Annotated in this window: 16 protein-coding genes; 10 read left to right on the top strand and 6 right to left on the bottom strand. The window is 47.1% G+C overall.

The window, feature by feature from the left end:
- The first annotated feature begins 23 nt into the window (after positions 1 to 23).
- Positions 24 to 1,673 (top strand): hypothetical protein, encoded by a 1,650-nt coding sequence (locus tag LRL21_RS38240; protein WP_240421063.1) that lies wholly within the window; start codon positions 24 to 26, stop codon positions 1,671 to 1,673.
- A 33-nt stretch (positions 1,674 to 1,706) separates the two neighbouring features.
- Here LRL21_RS38240 and LRL21_RS38235 read toward each other — a convergent pair whose 3' ends face one another.
- The gene (locus LRL21_RS38235; protein ID WP_240421062.1) at positions 1,707 to 2,615 is read right to left on the bottom strand and encodes a hypothetical protein; all 909 of its coding nucleotides are present in this window, start codon (positions 2,613 to 2,615) and stop codon (positions 1,707 to 1,709) included.
- Between the two features lie 167 nt (positions 2,616 to 2,782).
- On the bottom strand, positions 2,783 to 4,597 hold the full coding sequence (locus LRL21_RS38230; protein WP_240421061.1) for an ABC transporter substrate-binding protein: 1,815 nt from the start codon (positions 4,595 to 4,597) through the stop codon (positions 2,783 to 2,785).
- 195 nt (positions 4,598 to 4,792) lie between these two features.
- On the opposite strand from LRL21_RS38230, the gene LRL21_RS38225 reads away from it, so the two are divergent.
- Entirely contained in the window at positions 4,793 to 5,248 is a 456-nt protein-coding gene (locus tag LRL21_RS38225; protein WP_240421060.1) for a hypothetical protein, read from the top strand.
- A gap of 24 nt (positions 5,249 to 5,272) precedes the next feature.
- Positions 5,273 to 6,877, top strand: a complete 1,605-nt coding sequence (locus LRL21_RS38220) for a DUF4153 domain-containing protein (RefSeq protein ID WP_240421059.1) — start codon at positions 5,273 to 5,275, stop codon at positions 6,875 to 6,877.
- A gap of 11 nt (positions 6,878 to 6,888) precedes the next feature.
- Here the strand turns inward: LRL21_RS38220 and LRL21_RS38215 are convergent, their stop codons facing one another.
- From LRL21_RS38215 to LRL21_RS38200, 4 genes are all read right to left on the bottom strand, one after another.
- Positions 6,889 to 7,638 carry an HAD family hydrolase gene (locus LRL21_RS38215; protein ID WP_240421058.1) on the bottom strand — a complete coding sequence of 250 codons (750 nt, stop codon included), beginning with the start codon at positions 7,636 to 7,638 and terminating at the stop codon, positions 6,889 to 6,891.
- A gap of 103 nt (positions 7,639 to 7,741) precedes the next feature.
- Positions 7,742 to 9,109: a GerAB/ArcD/ProY family transporter gene (locus tag LRL21_RS38210; RefSeq protein ID WP_240421057.1), complete on the bottom strand. Its 1,368-nt coding sequence runs from the start codon at positions 9,107 to 9,109 to the stop codon at positions 7,742 to 7,744.
- Between the two features lie 269 nt (positions 9,110 to 9,378).
- Positions 9,379 to 10,560: a Ger(x)C family spore germination protein gene (locus LRL21_RS38205; RefSeq protein WP_240421056.1), complete on the bottom strand. Its 1,182-nt coding sequence runs from the start codon at positions 10,558 to 10,560 to the stop codon at positions 9,379 to 9,381.
- Positions 10,557 to 12,164 (bottom strand): spore germination protein, encoded by a 1,608-nt coding sequence (locus LRL21_RS38200; RefSeq protein ID WP_240421055.1) that lies wholly within the window; start codon positions 12,162 to 12,164, stop codon positions 10,557 to 10,559. The genes LRL21_RS38205 and LRL21_RS38200 overlap by 4 nt, the downstream gene beginning before the upstream one ends.
- Before the next feature lie 216 nt (positions 12,165 to 12,380).
- Between LRL21_RS38200 and cls the strand changes: the two genes are divergently transcribed.
- The 7 genes from cls (at position 12,381) to tsaD (ending at position 18,536) form a co-directional block, all read left to right on the top strand.
- Positions 12,381 to 13,835 (top strand): cardiolipin synthase, encoded by a 1,455-nt coding sequence (gene cls / locus LRL21_RS38195; RefSeq protein WP_240421127.1) that lies wholly within the window; start codon positions 12,381 to 12,383, stop codon positions 13,833 to 13,835.
- Positions 13,836 to 14,024: 189 nt separating this feature from the next.
- On the top strand, positions 14,025 to 14,312 hold the full coding sequence (locus LRL21_RS38190) for a hypothetical protein (protein ID WP_240421054.1): 288 nt from the start codon (positions 14,025 to 14,027) through the stop codon (positions 14,310 to 14,312).
- Between the two features lie 294 nt (positions 14,313 to 14,606).
- Positions 14,607 to 15,647 carry a thiamine-phosphate kinase gene (gene thiL, locus LRL21_RS38185; RefSeq protein WP_240421053.1) on the top strand — a complete coding sequence of 347 codons (1,041 nt, stop codon included), beginning with the start codon at positions 14,607 to 14,609 and terminating at the stop codon, positions 15,645 to 15,647.
- A 6-nt stretch (positions 15,648 to 15,653) separates the two neighbouring features.
- Positions 15,654 to 16,139, top strand: a complete 486-nt coding sequence (gene tsaE, locus LRL21_RS38180) for a tRNA (adenosine(37)-N6)-threonylcarbamoyltransferase complex ATPase subunit type 1 TsaE (RefSeq protein ID WP_240421052.1) — start codon at positions 15,654 to 15,656, stop codon at positions 16,137 to 16,139.
- Positions 16,136 to 16,954 carry a tRNA (adenosine(37)-N6)-threonylcarbamoyltransferase complex dimerization subunit type 1 TsaB gene (gene tsaB / locus LRL21_RS38175; RefSeq protein WP_240421051.1) on the top strand — a complete coding sequence of 273 codons (819 nt, stop codon included), beginning with the start codon at positions 16,136 to 16,138 and terminating at the stop codon, positions 16,952 to 16,954. The genes tsaE and tsaB overlap by 4 nt, the downstream gene beginning before the upstream one ends.
- A 21-nt stretch (positions 16,955 to 16,975) precedes the next feature.
- Positions 16,976 to 17,479, top strand: coding sequence for a ribosomal protein S18-alanine N-acetyltransferase (gene rimI / locus LRL21_RS38170; protein WP_240421126.1), 504 nt, complete (start codon positions 16,976 to 16,978; stop codon positions 17,477 to 17,479).
- Complete coding sequence (gene tsaD, locus LRL21_RS38165; RefSeq protein WP_240421050.1) at positions 17,472 to 18,536, top strand: tRNA (adenosine(37)-N6)-threonylcarbamoyltransferase complex transferase subunit TsaD; 1,065 nt, start codon at positions 17,472 to 17,474, stop codon at positions 18,534 to 18,536. The genes rimI and tsaD overlap by 8 nt, the downstream gene beginning before the upstream one ends.
- The last annotated feature ends 423 nt before the right edge of the window (positions 18,537 to 18,959 follow it).

The following is an 18,959-nucleotide window of genomic DNA, read 5'->3' as shown; positions in this document are numbered from 1 at the left end:
TCATGTTGAAAGGTGGAAAGTATATGAAAAATCGGTTGGTAGCAATAAGCATGGTTAGCGGATTGACGCTATTGACAGTAACCGTTGGTTCCTTGATCGTACCTTCGCTATTGTTCATGCTCGGTATTTCTATAACGGGTCTACACATTTGGCCTGTTGTGGCACTGTCTGTCGGTATGGCGTGGATGGCAGCGAAGATGCTTCAGGTGGAAAAACCAGGTCGTCTGTTAGGAGAAGCCTTGGCTCTTTCTATTTTATTATTCGCTGTATGCTTTTGGATTAGCGGCAGCTTTTACGATCTATCCTATGATGGTCAAGCCTATCATCAAGAATCGGTAATTTATTTGGCGAACGGCTGGAATCCTGTGTATGACGAAGCATTGAATGTATCAACCGGACATTCCCTATGGATCAATCACTACGGGCGGGCATCGGAGATCGCTTCGGCAGTCATGTATGCAGCAACTGGCTTGATTGAGCATAGCAAGGTATTCAATCTGCTGATGATCGTGACATCCTTTCTGCTCAGTATGTCAGCGCTGCTTGCACTGAGACCGGATCAAGCGAAACGTGCTGTTATCGTTGCCGTATTGCTTGCGTTAAATCCTGTGAGTGTGTATCAAGTATTCAGTTATTATGTGGACGGCTTGTTAGCTTCGGTTTTATTATGTTTAGTGGCTTTGGCTTGCCTGATCTTTGCCAGACCTGGATGGCTGCTGCTCAGCGCTTATTCAGCTCTGATGATTTTTGCAATGAATATTAAATTCACAGGGATAGCCTATGCAGGTGTGCTGACACTCGGTCTGCTGGTAGTATTATACATGAGTGAGCAATTCGTGCGTTTGAAGCAGATGTTTATGATAGCCGCGGTTGGCGGACTGATGGGCATGTTTCTCATTGGGTATAATCCTTATGTCACCAATACCATTGCGCAAGGGAATCCGTTCTATCCGTTGGCGGGTGCAGGGGCTGTCGATGTAATTCAAGACTTTATTCCGCGCAATTTGGAGTCGATGAATCGATTTGAGCAGGCTGTGAATTCTAATTTTTCCGTCATGGCGGGGAATACCTCGGAGAAGACCCCTACGCAGATCAAACTGCCATTTACATTCACAGAACGCGAGTTGGTTGCCTTGAGTGCGCCGGACGCGGCGGTTTCTGGCTTTGGACCGCTATTCAGTGGGGTGCTGCTGCTCGCACTGCTGCTGCTGGCTCTTGGTTTTCACTATCGTAAAGGGGCTGCTATGGCTGCTATTGGGTTGATCAGCATACTGGCCATCTCGGCCTTTGTTAATCCGGTTGCCTGGTGGGCACGCTACGTACCGCAGTTTTGGATCATTCCGCTCATCTGTGTGTGGCTTGGCTTTAGTATTAAAGGGAATCGAGTTGTAACGGGGGCAAGCTGGCTCTTAATAGCGGTTATTTCGATCAATACGGTAATCGTAGGAGGTACCTATACGTATTATCAATATACGTGGAATCAGACGCTGCGCGAGCAGCTCTCAGAAATCCAAGCGGCTCAGCTGCCCGTTAGGGCCGATTTCACGTACAGCTGGTCCAATCGGGAAAGGCTCGCCAAGCTCGGTATCGCGTTCATCGAGGAACGCCCTCTGAAATGCGAGGATAAGCTGACCTTGACTCATTCAGGAACATCGATTTGCATGCATCCGTAATTGACATGTAACGGTACATTATGGATCAAACAGCTAAGGCTTCAGGTTTTTCCAGCCCGTGTAATCATGTACGGCGATACCGGCGTAAGATGCATGGCCCTTCAATGCATCATCGATCAAAGTTAATTGTGTATTCATTGCTGTTCGGCCCTCTTCGTAAAAGGAAACAAAAGCGCCCTCGTAAGAGGGATTGGTTTCGACACCGACAAAAATCTTTTTACCAAGTCGGTCAGCTAAAGCCAGATCGTCAGCAGTAATTTCTATAAGAGCTTCCGCCTTGTCTCGGTAGGACATCAGCGTGACTTCATCTAGCATACTGATGAATTTCGCATTCAACCTGACACTGCTGTCATCAGGAATCGTTATTTGATGAAGCCAGAAGGGCAGGGCGGCACTGACGGTTAATGTGGAATCCTGCCTGGCTTCATTCGTAAACAAAGTCATTGCAGTGATCCAACTGCTCACCGTCACATCCCGCTCATTATGCCATTCGGGAAGCACGTATGGTTCAATATCGACCTGGATCCCGGTAAATCGTTCATTCTCCAGAACGCTGGCATTATAGTCCTTCACCCATTTAACCAAGCTGACGATTTGCTGCTGCTGATCGGAGCGAATCCAGTTCGGCGCACCGTCCAAGGCGTGAATTTGAATTCCTGCTTGTGCAGCTTCCTGGATAAAAGCGCGATAGGTGCTCTTGTCGACGTCTGGATTCACTTGTACATAAATGCGGCCGATCGACTGCTCCTTTGCAAACTGGAGTACAGTCTGCCGATTCTCCACGGTGCTAATTAGCGACGTATCCCACAGCCAGGTTGCTTTCATGGGATTGGGACGCGGCGGTGCAGCCTCACACGCTGTGGAGACCACGCTCAATAGCAATACCGTAACGATTATATAAGTGATCAGAATACGGGAACTGCTTCGGTTGATGAATTTCAAGCTCATTCTCCTTCGATTCATTGTTGTCCATTTTAATCTGTCAGTCGTATCGAAGCTGCTACATGACTCTCATTTTCCTATTTCTTACAATGTTCTCTTATTATAGTTGACTCTCGGGTTGGCTTAAATAGTTCTTATTGCGCAACTTTCGACAAAATTTTCATGAATCATAAGTCCTGTAACCCATGCTTGTCGTTTTGTGGCTTGAACCAAATGTTCTTGAACTGTACCCAATCGAGAGAGTCGAGCGTGATCCCTTTTACGGAGGAATGAAAGGCAGTTTTAAGTCTTTTAAAATAAAGCAGTTGCAGCACATGCTCATCATGCAGGCGCCGCTCGATGCTGTGCAGTAAGCCTGCCCGTCCGTCACGCTGCGGCTCGCGAAGCGTGGCTTGTATGAATTGCTCGACGGCAGCCTTGCAGCTGGGCTCCAAATGATGCTGCATGCTCTTGTACAAGTCGATCAGGCGCAGCTCGGCATCATTGTCGAGCATAATGGAGAACAGTAATAGGTCAGCCTGCAGGCGGCGTTCTCCCTTGAATTCCTCAACAGGAAGCAGAACCACTTCGATATTCAAGCCGGCCTCACGCAGCAGAGTTTGCACAAGCAAGGCATCCCGCTCGTAATGAGGAATCGTGCACAGCACAATACGTTCCCCCACATATCCCGACATTTTGATAGTTCCCCGTACCTGCTCAAGCTCCGTTTCGGCAAGGTGTACAGGTGTATGGCGGATGAAGCTGTCAGCCGCATAGATCGCATCACCGTCAATCAGCTTCAGCAGCTTGGCTTGATCGAAGGCATCGTACACCGCCTCCCGAATCGCGGGGTCCTTCAGAGGACCCTGCTTCAATAAATTGAAGGTAACGAATTTGCAGGTTGTACCCTGCTGCTGTACCTGCATATAATCGCTTTCCTTCGTATCCGGCATTCGGTAATTATGAATAATTTGAAAGCTCTCCAATGTACGGAGCTGATCCTTCTGCTGCTCCTGCATATCCGGCACATGCCACAGCTCAACCCGATCCAAGTGCGCTCTACCCTGAAAATAATCGGGGAAGGCATCGAGAATAGACATCGAAGCATCATGAAAGGTGAGCTTGAATGGCCCTGTACCAATCGGAGCGGACGCAAATGCGGATTCTCCTTCGCGATAAGCATCGGATGGAATAATGGCAGCCCGGTTCGTACTCATAAACTGCGGAAACAGCTCGTTAGGCTCAGTCAAATGAATCGTAATCGTCAACGGATCGACAATCTCAATCCGTTCCATTTGTTGAAATACCCAGCGGTATAACGAACGTGCAGAAGAATGCTTTAAACGCTCCAGCGTAAATCGGATATCCTCGGCAGCCAGCTCCTTGCCATGATGAAAGCGAACACCTTTACGCACATAAAAAGTCCATGCCGTTCTCGCTTTGTTGGCTTCCCAGGCATGAGCCAAATGAGGCTCAATCGTTTGCGTCAGTCGATTGTAGCTTACCAGGCTGTCGAACAGCTGGTTGACCAAATGAGACTCAGCAGAAAAGTTTGTAAAAGCAGGGTCCAGCGTCTGGATTGGTTGAGTCAATGGAAACCGCAGCGTATCAAACCTTTTACTGTCTCGCAGTTCACTGCTGTAACCGAAGTAGCCGTTTAGCCAGCTATGGAAGTTCGCCTTTAGCGAATCGGGTATCGAGGAAATGTTCATTTGCTCCAAAGCGCCACGAAGGTCCTTGCGCTCGACCAGCTCTTTGGCCAAGAGCAGCACGACCTCCTCCACAGGCGTCAGAAACTGTAACAAGGAGCGGTTACCCCGGCCTTTTCTTGGCTTCCATTGGAGCCAGCCCTGCTTGTCCATCTTTTGCATAATCATCGTTACATTCCGATGCGTACAATCCAGAATGGCGGCGATTTCATCTAACATAATCTCCTGCTCCTGATGCTCTTGCGCATAGGGCAGCTTTTCCCGCAGACGTACATAATGACTGGCCAGTTTCATGCTATCACCTCAATCTGTGAATACGGAGTGTTATCCGCCTTGTAAGGGCAATTCTGGGTAGGACTTAAGCATAACCGAACCTGAGTCGGAAAAACAGGAAATTTACAATTGGAAAGTTGCCCTTTTTATTCCTGTTTTAATGCCTACAATAGAATTAGGCTCACGGACTGGGCTATTAATGGAGGGATGACATTCATGAAAAGCATGCGGACCACAGAAGGCTTTACTTTGCACATGCAGTGGATTGAGCAATTTGTGAGGGAGGCGGAGCAAGCTTTGGAATTGGAAAATACGAAGACGACCGCGCAGACTGTTCTCTTCTATGCAGGTATGCACGTACAAATAGAAAAACAACAAGCTGCGGCTTCACAAGTTCATCAGCTGAAAGGTGATCCTCAAGCGTGTCCGGGACAGACGGAAACGATTAGTGATTGGCTGCTGGCTCCAGAGGAAGAGGTCGTGAGGGCAGCTCTTGAGATTACTGTGGAAGCATTTCATCCACTGCTCAAGCTGTCTCTTCAAACAGTAATAGAAGATGAAGAGAGTCTGCTCTCCATCGAAGAACGCACCTATATCCATTCCTATGCAAGCAGGTACATTAGTCAAATTAAAGAAAAGGTTAACCGGTTTGGAACCTATTGGCTGCATTAAAATAGATAGCGGAGGTATAAAGTCATGCAGGTACTCGACGAACAACAAAGCAAGCAGCAAACGATGCTGCTCATAGGTGCTCTGATATGCGGTTGTATTCATCATCTCTTGTTCTATGATCAAGCATGGGGTATTTCCTATCCATTGTTTATCGCTGTTTTTTATATGTATTTTTATTGGGCTTTGAAGGAGCGGATCGTGGTGCGTCTGGATGCTTCCTTTATGCTGCTCATCCCGATAGCCTTACTTTCCTTAACGTATGCGGTTTTTTCAAATACACTGTTCATGGTGCTGAATGCATTTGCGATTCCATGCCTGATCTTTGTGCACACCATATGGACACTGAGACGACCCACAATTCGTTGGTACGATGCTAGTATGGTGCTCGCTGTTCTGGAGCAGCTGTTCGGACATACGATGCGTCATGTCCCGCGGCCTGCTGTCATAGTGATCCAAAGCATCAAAAAAAGAATTCAAACAGGGCGTTCTCAGCGAATGTGGAAAATACTGATCGGCATCGTCATTTCACTGCCAATTGTTTTGCTTGTCGGATCGCTGCTTGCTTCCGCGGATACGATGTTCGATCGTCTGCTTTCTCAGCTTCCCGAGCTTGTGGGTAAGATGCATCCAGGTGAAACGATAGTCAGGTTAATCTGGATTGGTTTCATAACTACCGGGATGTTCGCTTATGTGTGGGGTATGCTGTACCCTTTGAAGAGGAGGCACAGACCGGAGGAGGAGATGTGGGGTAATCAGGCTCAAGCATCACTTGACCATGCAGATCCCTCTGAATTTGGGCCGTCTTATGCTGAAGCGCCTGCTATTCCTAGGCAAAAAGTTGGTCTGGACGCAACAGTAACCATAACCATCCTGCTGATTTTGAACATGATGTATGTGTTATTTGCAGTCGTGCAGTTTTCTTATTTTTTTGGAGGGGGCATGGCTGCGCTGCCTTCGGAAATGACTTACGCTGACTACGCTCATCGCGGTTTTGCTGAGCTGATTGTAGTCACGGTTATTAATTTTACGCTGCTGATGATCACGCTGCACGGGACAGATCGTGCTGTACGATCGAATGACATATTCCTTCGAGTGCTCTTGGCTGTATTGATCGGCTGCACGGGTGTTATGCTTTGCTCGGCATTTTTGCGGATGCTGATGTATGAGGAAGCATATGGTTTTTCGGAGACACGTTTGCTGGTCGATGTATTTATCATCTTCCTGTCAGTGCTGTTCACGATTGCTTTGGTAAAGCTGTGGAAGGATCGCCTCCAACTGATGAAGCCTTATGCAATTCTGGCGTTAGCTGCGTATTTGATCGTTAACTATATGCAGGTGGATGCCATTGTAGCTTCCAACAATATCAAACGTTATGAAGCCTTCGGCAGTATCGATACGGAATATTTGGGTTCTCTAAGCTTTGAGGTCGTGCCCTATCTTTTGGAATTGAAGCAGAAGCATCCGGAGCTGGAAGGAACGGATAAAGCGATCCAGCTCATGAAAAGACGCCTTCCGCTTCCCGGAGAGACGTCGTGGTTTTCCTTCAATTTATCGATGTGGAAGGCTGACAAAGCACTGCAGGCTATCCCGTTGGAACCGTTAGAATCGCTGGAGTACTATTCGAGATAGTCCAATTAAGCTTACATATCGGATGAAGTCGAGGATAGGTAGCTGCGGATTGCTTCCGGAATTTCATATAGTGAGGCTAGTGTTAAGAAAGCACCTTGCGGCTCCGTGTCAATATCAACATGATTATAGATCCATTCCTGAAGTGCTGGCATGAAGATTGTGTTAAGGCCTGCTTTCAGAGCGGGCGTAACATCAGTGCGAAGCGAGTTGCCAATCATCCAGGTTGATTTACGGTCAAACTGCTGCTCAGTAATCAGCTGCTCCAAATATTCGTCTGTTTTGTGGCGGGTGACATGAATATTGCTGCCAAAAAAACGCTCCAAATCGGCTTCCGTTACTTTGCGCATCTGAATCATTCTGTCCCCGCCCGTATAGAGATGAAGCTCGTGTCCTTCAGTTTCCAGCTGGGTTAACGTCTCTTTCATCCCTGGATAAGGCTCGATACTATGCCCATATACGGTTTTGCCGATTTCCGTCAAGCGGGCAATTTCATCGGAATTTTTTGGCCGACCGGTTAGATCGGAGAAATAGTCATAGGTTTCAACAAATGACTCGGGAAAATGGTTAGGGTCAAAGCCAAGCCTCATCACACGATCCAGATCAGCCTCGGCTTGCTTTTTTTTGATTTCCTCGGTAGGGACATGGTAGGTATGAAAATACATCTCCATTAAATCCGCAAACTGCTCAATCACCAGATCAAAATATTTGTTGCAGTGAATTAATGTATCGTCCAGATCAAATAAAATCGTTTGCTTTATCATAGGTTGTCTCCGTTATTTTTTAAGCAGATTATATCACGGCAGTAGGGAAAATCCTATCCTCAGTATGCCCCCTCCCGGTTGCAGCGCCGCTGTAGAGGGCTGGTTATCTTTTGTTGAGTGAATGGATCTCCATGTAAGAGGTGAATATGAGCAGGATGGAGCAGAGTGCATACATACTTCCACAGATAAAGCCAACACTTGCCGAACTGTTGCTTTTCCAGAGACCGATTATTAATGCACCCAGGCTGATGGCCAGCAAAATATAGGTCCATCGTTCCCAGCTCTTCTGGGGTGATCGCTGCAGCGGAGAAGCAGGTTTGGGAGGCGCGGCAGGCTTTGTTGTGCTATTATCCTTGGTGTTGTCGTTCTGCCCTTTTTTGTGATTCTGATCTATCGGATGGCGCAGAGAGAGCAATCCCAGCAATATAAACAAAAGAGGCTGGTAGCTTAGCGTAATCACAGTTGAGCTGTAATTAACAAAGCTGAATACTTCAGTGGTACTCTTAAAAGCGAGCACGGTCGTCAGTAGGAGAAGCAAGGCGACAGGTGTATTCAATTTGCTGTAATCACGCTGATTCACCAGGCTCGCCATTCCCATTTGAAAGGCCAGATAGACGAGGAGCACGCCACAAGCGGTAACCGGGAAACAGATAACCAGAACAAGCAGGTCCAGCCGATCCAGAAAGTCGGTAATATGAATCTGCTGGATCAAGGAATAGTTGGGGTAAACCATATTTCCTGGAATTGTCGGACCCAGTACCAGTATCTCTAGCACGATAAAGTCGAAGAGCATGCAGGCTGCCATCAGGACGCCGTGCCGTATGGCAGAGCCAACCTGACGTGGCCCCCATAACGTATGTAAAAAGGCGCCCATTACAAAAATATCGCCAAACCAGCCCAGGCTCAGTACATTAATTGAGAAAATGGAGCTCCACGGTCTGGTCAGTACGGGCTGCATTAACCGGATGTCCATTTCGTTGGCCAAGGCAAGCGGTGTCAGCACGATAATCAATACAAATAAAGGAAATAACAGGTCATTGACTCGTGCCAATACCTCCACACTCGTTTTGCCATATACGATAAGCAGCACGACAAAAAGCAAGAGGATCATTTCTCCCGGGGTGTTGGGCAGCAAGGTAATCCCGATAAATTTACCGAATGTGGATAAATCGCGTGTAAGAATCAGCCATAAGTGGAACAGCAGTATCAGATTAATGATAGTTCCGATCACAGAGCCGAATACGATTTTATTAATCTCAAAAAGATGCTTGTTGGGAAAACGTTTCACCAGCATAGTGAACAGGGCTGCAACTCCGATCACATACAGAACGGGAAGCATATAAGCGGACCAGGCATCCGAGTAGCCAATGCGTACTAATACCTGTTGGATACTGATTAGACTGCCGCCTGAAAGCAGAGCAGCGGTCAGCCAGGCGAATTGTCGGTAATTAATGATTTGTTTAGAGTCCATCTGCTCATCTGCCTTTGCAAGGTTCTATTCAAGTGTACTATTCGAAGACTTAAGGAGAGAGAACACCCAAGGTGAGACATGGTTGACAAAAAAACGGGTAGGCATCGGGATGTTAATATGAAACACGATGCATAAAAACAGGGTGAACGAGCATGCATATACGATCCGGCAAAGCAACCTGAGCGACAAAGGCTGCTTGCGCATTTTTTTCAGGTTCAACAGGAGATTCAGTACAAGTACAAAAAAAACAACAGTCAGAAATATGAGATTCATTTGCTGATCCGCTCCTTCGTAACATTATCAAAGATGAGCCCCGTATCCGTCAGATGGCTTTGTACCTGTATATTAAATTTGGCGTCCTTCAAACTTTCTGGCCAGTTTTTCTCAAACTGAGATTTCCATTCGCCAGGATATGCTCGCCATAGAAAGTTTCCAAACTCGCAGGAGTCGACATTATTTTTAAGAGATTGATTAATAACATCCTGAACGGCACTTTTGACCTTTTTGGATATGCCATCCTCGACCAATAAGATGTTTTTAGTTTGACTCAAATCATAGTGGGACGTGTCCTCCACTAACGTAGCTTTTATGTTCAATGCTATATCATATTCCAGCTTTTGATTTATCAGCTTTGTGTTAATATTTGTTAATGCTTCGTAGATCCGCGCAGACATAGTTTGGCCGTCTCCCATCGGAAGCGTGATGGAGTGGCTGATCAATTTTTGCCCTTTGATGATACCGAGACCCATTGCTGCATCATTCTCCAACGTTCCCACCATCTTGTCATCGCGAAATTGTGCATAGCCTTTAAGTTCTACTTCCTTGGAGGATTCAACACCCTTTTCCGAATTCTTCACATCCATATACACGGCAACCGGATCAGCTCCAGGTATGCTAAGTGAAATCCCGAAATCCTTGAAGTTGATGTCCATAACTGATTTGGACTTGATTAATTCACGTATGGCTTCAGATGGGAAGTGCTCGAATTTGGGCGTGGAATTCATCATATCGTAAGCTTTTCCATTAGTGACAACAAGAAAGGTGGTCATTCGGCTTTCAGGGCTGCGCGGTACGGTATCGAAAAGCTCGCGAATTCCTTGTCGAGCCATATCCTCTCCGACCAGAATGGTTCTGCGATGAGCCAAAAACATACGCCGTGACATTCGTCTTTGAAGCTTCATGTGGCATTCACGGTACGTTTCCCCGACTTCGGAATCTATATAGTAGCTCTTACCTCCACCTGAACCTCCACCGCCGCCGCCGCCAGTTGCTCCACCCATTTGTCCTGGCAGCGGCAGCATGACCGTGTAACGAATTTTTCCGTCCTTTTCCAAATCTATAGCGGAGGTCAGAATAAAGGCCATATCATTAATTTCTGTACGGTCCCAGCAGCCTGATAGCAGCGTTGAAACCAGCAATAGCAGGAGCAAGCCGATGCTTCGCATGCTCATAGTGTGCCCTCCTCCTTATCATGGCGGATCGTTTCTCCCTTCTGCCCGCCTTGCTCTTTGATTTCAGCAGGTAGATCGTCTCCCAAGCGGGTTGAATCCTGAACGGACATAAAGTAAGACCGGTGCTTGTTGAGCCATAAAGGCGGACGGACCGCGGTATCCATCAAATCACCGACGGATAGAGGACCCAGTGGAGACAGATAGGGAATACCAAATGAACGTAAATTGGCCATATGTCCAATAATGATTAATAGCGAAATCAGGATGCCATACATACCAAAGATCGAAGCGGCGATGATGATCGGAAAACGCAGCATCCGAATTGCGATCGCTCCGTTAAAGCGGGGGATCGTGAAAGAAGCGATTCCCGTTAGCGAAACAACAATGACCATCGGTGCGGAAACAATCCCCGCCTGCACAGCGGCTTGCCCTACGACCAACGCTCCCAGAATACTGACCGCAGAGCCTATGGTTTTGGGAAGCCGAATACCTGCTTCACGCAGACCCTCGAACGTGATCTCCATGATTAATGCTTCTACAACAGCGGGAAAAGGGATCGCTTCTCGGGCTGCAGCTATGGATAGCAGCAAGGAAGTGGGAATCAAATCCTGATGAAAGGTTGTTATCGCTACATATAATCCAGGTGTCAACAAGGAAAGAACCAAAAAAACGTAACGTAATATTCGGATCAAAGACGAAATCTGAAAACGCTCGTAATAATCTTCATTGGATTGCAGGATATCAGTAAAAACGAATGGTACGAGCAGTACGAACGGAGTACCATCGACGATAATGCCAACCTTACCCTGTAATAGAGCTGCAGCAACCGTATCAGGGCGTTCCGTATATTGAAGCTGTGGAAAAGGCGAATAAGCTGAATCCTGAATAAATTCTTCGATATACCCGGATTCGAGCACCGCATCAATGTCAATCTTCTCCAGTCTGCGGAGCACTTCTTTGACAATCTCCGGATCGGCAATATCATCCATATAAGTGATAACAATACTGGTGTTGCTTTCCCGCCCGATGGTCATAGGCTTCATTTTCAAATGCGGAGTTTTCAGCTTACGGCGGATCATCGATGTGTTGGTACGAATATTTTCCACAAAGCCTTCACGAGGACCACGAATGACGGATTCCGTTTCCGGTTCATTAATAGAGCGTTTCTCCATTCCTCGAATACCCATAAGCAGTGCCTGATTGTTGCCCTCAACGATGAGTCCGGCATCACCACTGAGTATAGAAAGGAGCATATCTGAATAGTTGTCGGTTTTCTGCGTTTGACTGATGGGCAGTGTTGCCTCGACAATGGCATCGATCAGCTGCTCATGCCCCTCAAGAATCATCAGCGATTTCATTGCCTCGTTCGCGAATTGCGTATTGACCATACCATCCACGAAAAAAAGGACCGCGGAAATGCCGCCTTCAATGGTGAAATCACGGATGACAAAATCCGAGCAGTCTGCGAATAAACGCATCAAATAATCTTTATTTTCCTCCAGCGTTACGAAGATCGGTACGGATTTTAATTCATCAATAAATTGATAATCAAAATGGTACATTTCTTCTAACGGTTGCTTGTTGGACTTCCGAATACGAAACATGGTGACGGCCTCCTCTAGTTTCCTTTGCTGCCAGCTAATGGCGGAGCGTCTCTCATGTAGGTTGCCTTAAATTGAAAATTTTATGTCTGGTCACAACGAAAAGTTCGAACGATTTCTTTGCAGCGCTGCTTCCCCTTGTATAGCTCCTACGTGATAAGTCAAAGCTAGAGGACGAAAGACCGAAGCATGAATCATGTGAGAAAGGGGCTGCGTTCATTGTTATGGTTGGTGGTTATACTGCTGATCTTTATTTTTCAAATATTAACAATATTGTTGATTGAGTATCGCAAACCCGCCAAAACCCTCGCATGGCTGTTTATTTTATTTGTTTTTCCCATTATTGGATTTGTCATGTATTATTTTTTGGCTACGGAATATTCACGCAGGCAAAAGGTTCGGCGGCATGAGTACAACTACGAATCCTTGCAGCATTCTGCGGGTGACGAACAGGCTTCACCTGATGTTCCTTCTCGGAGTAGGGAGCGCGAGCATGCTCCACAGTTAGAGCCAGATGCCCGGTTTACGAGGGGATGTTTGGATGAGCTGCTGGACCAAATATCAGACGGGCCGCGTTCAAGCAATAATGAAGTCAGGGTACTGACTGACGCAGACGAAGCTTACCCTGCCATGCTGGCGGCCATGGAGGCTGCCCAAAATCATATTCATTTAGAAATCTACACCTTTCGGGGTGACGCTATAGGTCTGACTTTTCTGGAGCTGTTGATTCGAAAAGCGAGGCAAGGTGTTCGTGTCCGCTGCATATTTGACGGCGTGGGCAGCTATCAGCTGAAGCAGCGCTTTCTTGATCAACTCCGGGAGGGAGGGGTGGAGGTGTATTTGTTTCTGCGTCCCTTCATTGCTTTCTTCGATAAGAGGATGAACTACCGTAATCATCGCAGAATACTGGTCATTGATGGGTATAAGGGTTATGTGGGAGGACTCAACATTGGCGCGGAATATATGGGTGCTAACCCCAAGCTCGGTTTTTGGAGAGATACGCATTTGGAGCTTGTGGGCTCAGTTGTACATACCTTGCAAGCTGTTTTTTTGAAGGAATGGATGTTCGTGAGCAATGAGCATGTGACCGGTGATGGCTTATATCCCAATCTCCAAAAGTACGGAAACAAGTCTGCTCAGATCATTAGCAGCGGTCCGGATACGAAGCAGCATAAGATTTTACAACTGTATTTTGGAGCGATTACCAGTGCACGGCAGCAGATTATTTTGATTACTCCATATTTTATACCGGATCCCAGTCTGCGCATGGCTTTGAAAACAGCTGCAATCAGCGGTCTGGATGTGAAGATTGTATATCCGCTTAAATCCGATTCACCAGCTGTAAATTATGCGGCCAGCTCATACTTTGAGGAATTGATGGAGGCTGGAGTTCGCATATATGAATATCAAAAAGGTTTTATGCACGCCAAAGTTTTGATCATTGACGATCATTTCGCTACTGTTGGCAGCGCCAATGCAGATCTTCGCAGCTTTTACAGCAATTTTGAATTAAATGCTGTTTTATTTGACAACAAAACGATCAGCCGTCTTAAAGCTGATTGCGCCATAGACTTACGAAATAGCACAGAATTACAGCTGGAGCAATTCCGTCGTCGTTCTCGCTGGCATAGGACCAAAGAAATTGCAGCACGGTTGCTTTCACCGCTTTTTTAAAAGCATAGGCCAGTTGTGAGAGGTAATGTGAATGATAGCAGATGGTGAATGGACATGCTAAAAGAGCGTGTTCAAACAGCAGGTCGATGCTTGCATGCAGCATGGCAAGGTAAAGCTTCGACGAGCAATCGTTTGAAGTAGACGAATGACGAATCCAACAGAAATGCAAAACTCCAGGGAGGTAATCCAATGAGCAAGTCTTACTCAGAAACGAACAAATCAGAAGAAAAGAAACCGGTCAACGAAATAACAAAAGCGCGCACCGAAGAAGACGCAGCCGCAATGAGCTCGGCCTCACCGGGTACAGGTGTAGATGTTCAAGGGCGAGAGGATTATTTCATGGACATCGATCGTATGGTCAATGAGGGCTTAGGCGGTGGCAATGTCACATTGAGCAACGGCCACATAGGAGAATCCACTACGGATACGATGACGTATCCAGAATCTGTCCTTGATCATAAAGAAGAGGAAAGCTAAGAACATGTAGGCTTTCGTAAAAACCTGTCAAACAAAACCTCCTCTCATATTCGGGCGTATCCGCGCCAGCGCCCGTCCCGTCCGGGACGAAATCGTCCAGAGCTCAACACAGCCTCTCTCATTCCAGCAATCTAGTAAGTATACTCTCCGTATTTCTTATTTTATTCAATCCAACGAAGTTCGGATGACCAAGCTATCGGGGCCCTCCCATTTAGGGAGAGGTCCACCTCTTTGTTGCCACCTTTGATGGAGAGGGATATAATAGGGGGAAACCAATTCGGAGGCGGCTAAACGTTGAGTTCTTTGGACGAATTTGCACTTATACGACGTTTGACAGAAGGAAAACAATCGGCTGCCTTTCAGCAGGCTAGCGGGGTTGACGTAGGTATCGGGGATGACGCGGCAGTTGCCTATTTGGCACCTGGCTGTCAGCTGGTGATGACCTGTGATACGATGACGGAGTCGGTTCATTTCCAATCGCACACGATGCGTGACAGCGATGTGGGCTATAAGGCCATGGCAGCCGCGATCAGTGATATTGCGGCGATGGGGGCGATTCCGCGTTATGCGCTGGTTGCGCTCAGCATTCCACAGGAAACGCCACAGCACACTTTGGAAGCCGTTTATCAAGGGCTGTATGAATGTGCCAATCGTTGGAGTGTCGTCATTGTTGGTGGTGACACCACCTCCTGTATTGGTGGTCTGACTTTGAACGTTACTGTGATCGGCGAAGTTCCTGAAGGTCAGGCATTGCTGCGTTCAACCGCCAAAACAGGTGATGTTGTATTCGCGACGGGTGAGCTTGGCTGCTCTGCTGCGGGACTGGAATACCTGCTGCAGCAAGCACTTCCAAGTGAGCAGTGGCCTCAAGTTGGCCAGGATTCGGCGGAAGCACGATTAATAGCAGCCCATTGCCGTCCTGAGCCTCAGATTGAAATCGGGCAGCTTTTGCAGCAATCCAAGGTTTGTGGGGCTTTAAACGATGTAAGCGATGGACTTGCCAGTGAGGCATGGGAAATTGCCCAGGCATCGGGTGTAGGGATCGACTTGATCGAGGATCGCATTCCCATTGCCGATGAACTTATGGCGTATGCCGAGAAAGCCGAAAAAGATCCGCTCCATTATATTCTTTACGGCGGCGAGGACTACAAGCTTATCGGTACGATGCAGGCCGAGCATGCGATTGAGATGCAGATCAAATTCAGGGAAGCCGGGCATGCGTTATCTATTATTGGCTATGTGAATGCGGAAGATAGCGGTGTGCGTCTTGTGCAAAGCAGCGGATATGTCGTTCCGATTCATAAAAAAGGCTACAATCATTTTCGAAAGGATTGAGTTTGTATGCCGACAGTGCACACTTATACATACGAGGCAGCGGGTCTTGAGCAAACCGCAAGTCTAGCAGCTGCTCTTGCATCCTGCTTTCAACCCGGCACCGTAGTTACACTCGATGGTGATCTGGGGGCGGGCAAAACCGCATTCGCCCAAGCAGTCGCCAAAGCTCTTGGTGTGCGTGGTATTGTGAACAGTCCTACCTTTACTATTATTAAAGAATATGAAGGGGAAAAGCTCCCTTTTTATCATATGGATGTATACCGTCTTTCTTTGGAGGAGGCGGATGATCTTGGACTGGACGATTATTTATATGGATCCGGTGTTACTTTAATTGAATGGTCTTCCTTGATTGAGGAGCTATTGCCTGCAGATCGTTTGTCCGTAACCATCGAGAATTGTGGTGAACAGACCCGCTTATTCAGACTGAGCCCACACGGGAATTCCTATGAACAATGGTGCGAACAGCTTAAGGAGAACGGAGTTTTAATATGAGTAACGATCAAACAGACATACTGGGCACGCTTCTGGCCATAGATACCTCCACGAGCTCCATGTCAGTCGCATTAACGCGCGACGGTGAACTGCTGGGTGAGTTGAATTCAAATGCAGAACGCAATCATTCGATACATTTACTTCCCCATATTCAGCAGGTTCTTGCATCTGCAGGGCTTCATTCACGGGATGTGGATGCATTCGCGGTTGGAATCGGTCCCGGTTCCTACACAGGTGTACGCATAGGCGTTACCGTTGCCAAAACCTTGGCTTGGACGCATAAAAAGGTATTGCTTGCAGTATCGAGTCTGGAAGCACTTGCTCTTGGCGGTGTCCATACAATGAGAGTGTCGCAATCCAGCGCAGGTAAGGCCCCTATAAATGAACTTCAGGAAAAAGTCTGGGTAGTTCCGATGTTCGAGGCTCGGAGAGGTCAGGCTTTTACTGCTCTTTATGCAGCAGCGAATCAGCAATGGACTTGCATGGCGACTGATGGCATTCGTCTTATGTCCAGCTGGTCGGACGAGCTGTTGAAGCTTGCAATGGATGAGAATAGGGCTGCTGAGCGGCCGGATCGTATTATCTTTACAGGCGAGACTGGACTGCATGAAGCGACAATTGAGCAATTTTGTAAAAGCTGGACAGGCAGTGCAGAAATCGTCCATCATGAAATGAGGGCCCGCTATACGGCTGATTTGGGGCGCCAACAATGGAAAAACGGAAATACTCAGGAGCCGCACGGCTTAGTTCCCAATTACACGCAGCTGACAGAGGCAGAGGTCAAATGGAAAGCTCAAGCACAGGAGGCGAAATAACCAGTGAATCCTAATGAACCCATGGATGTCCCTCAAGCTTTGGAGTTTCGCTCTATGTGCCTTGAGGATATTCCGATCATTTGCGAAATTGAGCAGGAAGCATTCACGACACCTTGGACTTCTGCGGCCTTTTATAATGAATTAACGAACAATCAATTTGCCCGTTATATGGTGATGGATTCGGAAGAAGGTGTGCTTGGCTATGGCGGGATGTGGATCATTGTCGACGAAGCGCACATTACCAACATTGCAGTCGGCAAGAAGCATAGAGGCAAAAAGCTGGGCGAAAGACTGCTGAGAGAGATGCAAAAAACAGCTGTTTTTTTGGGAGCCAAGCGGATGACGCTGGAAGTGAGGCCCTCTAACCGGATCGCCCAGGCTTTGTACGAAAAGCTTGGATTTTATGGAGTCGGTGTACGGCGAGGCTACTATACAGACAATCAGGAAGATGCCATCATCATGTGGGCGGATTTGCCTGATTCCAAGCACATGCCAAATAACATACAGGGGTATTACAATGAATAGCAACGATATGCAAGTAAATCAGTCTGCATCCGATCCCAATAAGCCCTTATATATTTTGGCTATAGAGACGAGCTGCGATGAAACCTCGGTAGCCATTGTCGAGAACGGTACGATTATTAAGGCTAATATCGTTTCCAGTCAAATCGAAACCCATGAACGCTTTGGTGGAGTCGTGCCTGAGCTGGCTTCGCGCAAGCATGTGGAAAGCATAACCTGGATCATTGAAGAAGCATTGGAAAAGTCGGGCGTCGCACCAAGCGAGCTTTCGGCCATTGCAGTAACGCAGGGACCCGGGCTTATTGGAGCTTTACTGGTTGGTGTCGTGGCTGCCAAAGCATTGGCTTACGCCTTAGAGCTTCCTTTAATTGCCGTTCATCATATTGCAGGTCATATATATGCTAATCAGCTTGTGCATGAGCTGCAGTATCCCTTGGTCTCGCTCGTTGTATCGGGTGGACATACGGAGCTGGTTTATATTGAATCTGAGGGTAACTTCAAAATTATTGGTCAAACCCGCGATGATGCTGCTGGCGAAGCTTATGATAAAGTGGCGCGTGCTTTAAAGCTTCCATACCCTGGAGGTCCATATATTGACCGTCTGGCTCAGGAAGCGGGTGAGGCGCTGCCTCTTCCTCGTGCGTGGCTGGAGTCGGATTCTTATGATTTTAGTTTTAGCGGACTCAAATCAGCGGTTTTATCTGCATTGAATCAAGCTAATATGAAGGGGCAGCCGCTTGATCCCGGATCTGTAGCCAAAGGCTTTCAAGCATCTGTTGTTGAGGTTCTGGTAGAAAAAGCACTGCGAGCCGTAAAAGCTTACGGAGCGAAGCAGCTGCTGCTGGCAGGAGGAGTAGCTGCGAATCAAGGATTGCGACAGCAATTGGCTGTACGTTGTGCGGAAGCAAATGTGCCTTTGCTTACACCGCCATTTGGATTATGCACGGATAATGCTGCTATGATCGGAGCCGCTGCCTATTTGAAGTTTCAGCGTGGACAGTTTACATCTTTGGATTTTAAGGCTGAGCCTCTTTTGAGTTTGGAAGAGTGGTCCGTATAATCTGCTTCCTGGAGCCGTTCTGCTTATGTGCAGGACGGTTTTTTAGTGGGGTAAACCCGGTATTCATGAACTTCAAAATAAAAATGCAAATAGTGCTTGCATTCTGTATCGGGATTTGTTATATTATTTCTTGTCGCTTCTGAGGCAGTCGAAATTTGAAGGCTTTGAAGAGGACAAGAATATTCAAAAAATCAAAAGCGTTAAAAAATAATGCTTGCAATTGAATGAATGAATGTGGTATATTAATCTGGTCGCTTTTGACGGAATGTCGAAAATGATCGAAATAAATAGTTAAGAATTGTCCTTTGAAAACTGAATCAACGAGTGAGTAAATAGCAGTACAAGAGAATGTAAATTCTCGTCAGCAAGGAATGAGTACAAATCAAAGTTCTACCTTCATGGAGAGTTTGATCCTGGCTCAGG

The organism is Paenibacillus periandrae (genome assembly GCF_022458865.1).
In the GTDB taxonomy this organism is placed as follows: domain Bacteria; phylum Bacillota; class Bacilli; order Paenibacillales; family NBRC-103111; genus Paenibacillus_S; species Paenibacillus_S periandrae.
Note: the sequence above shows the minus strand (reverse complement) of the source record. Positions and strands in the feature narration are given on the sequence as shown.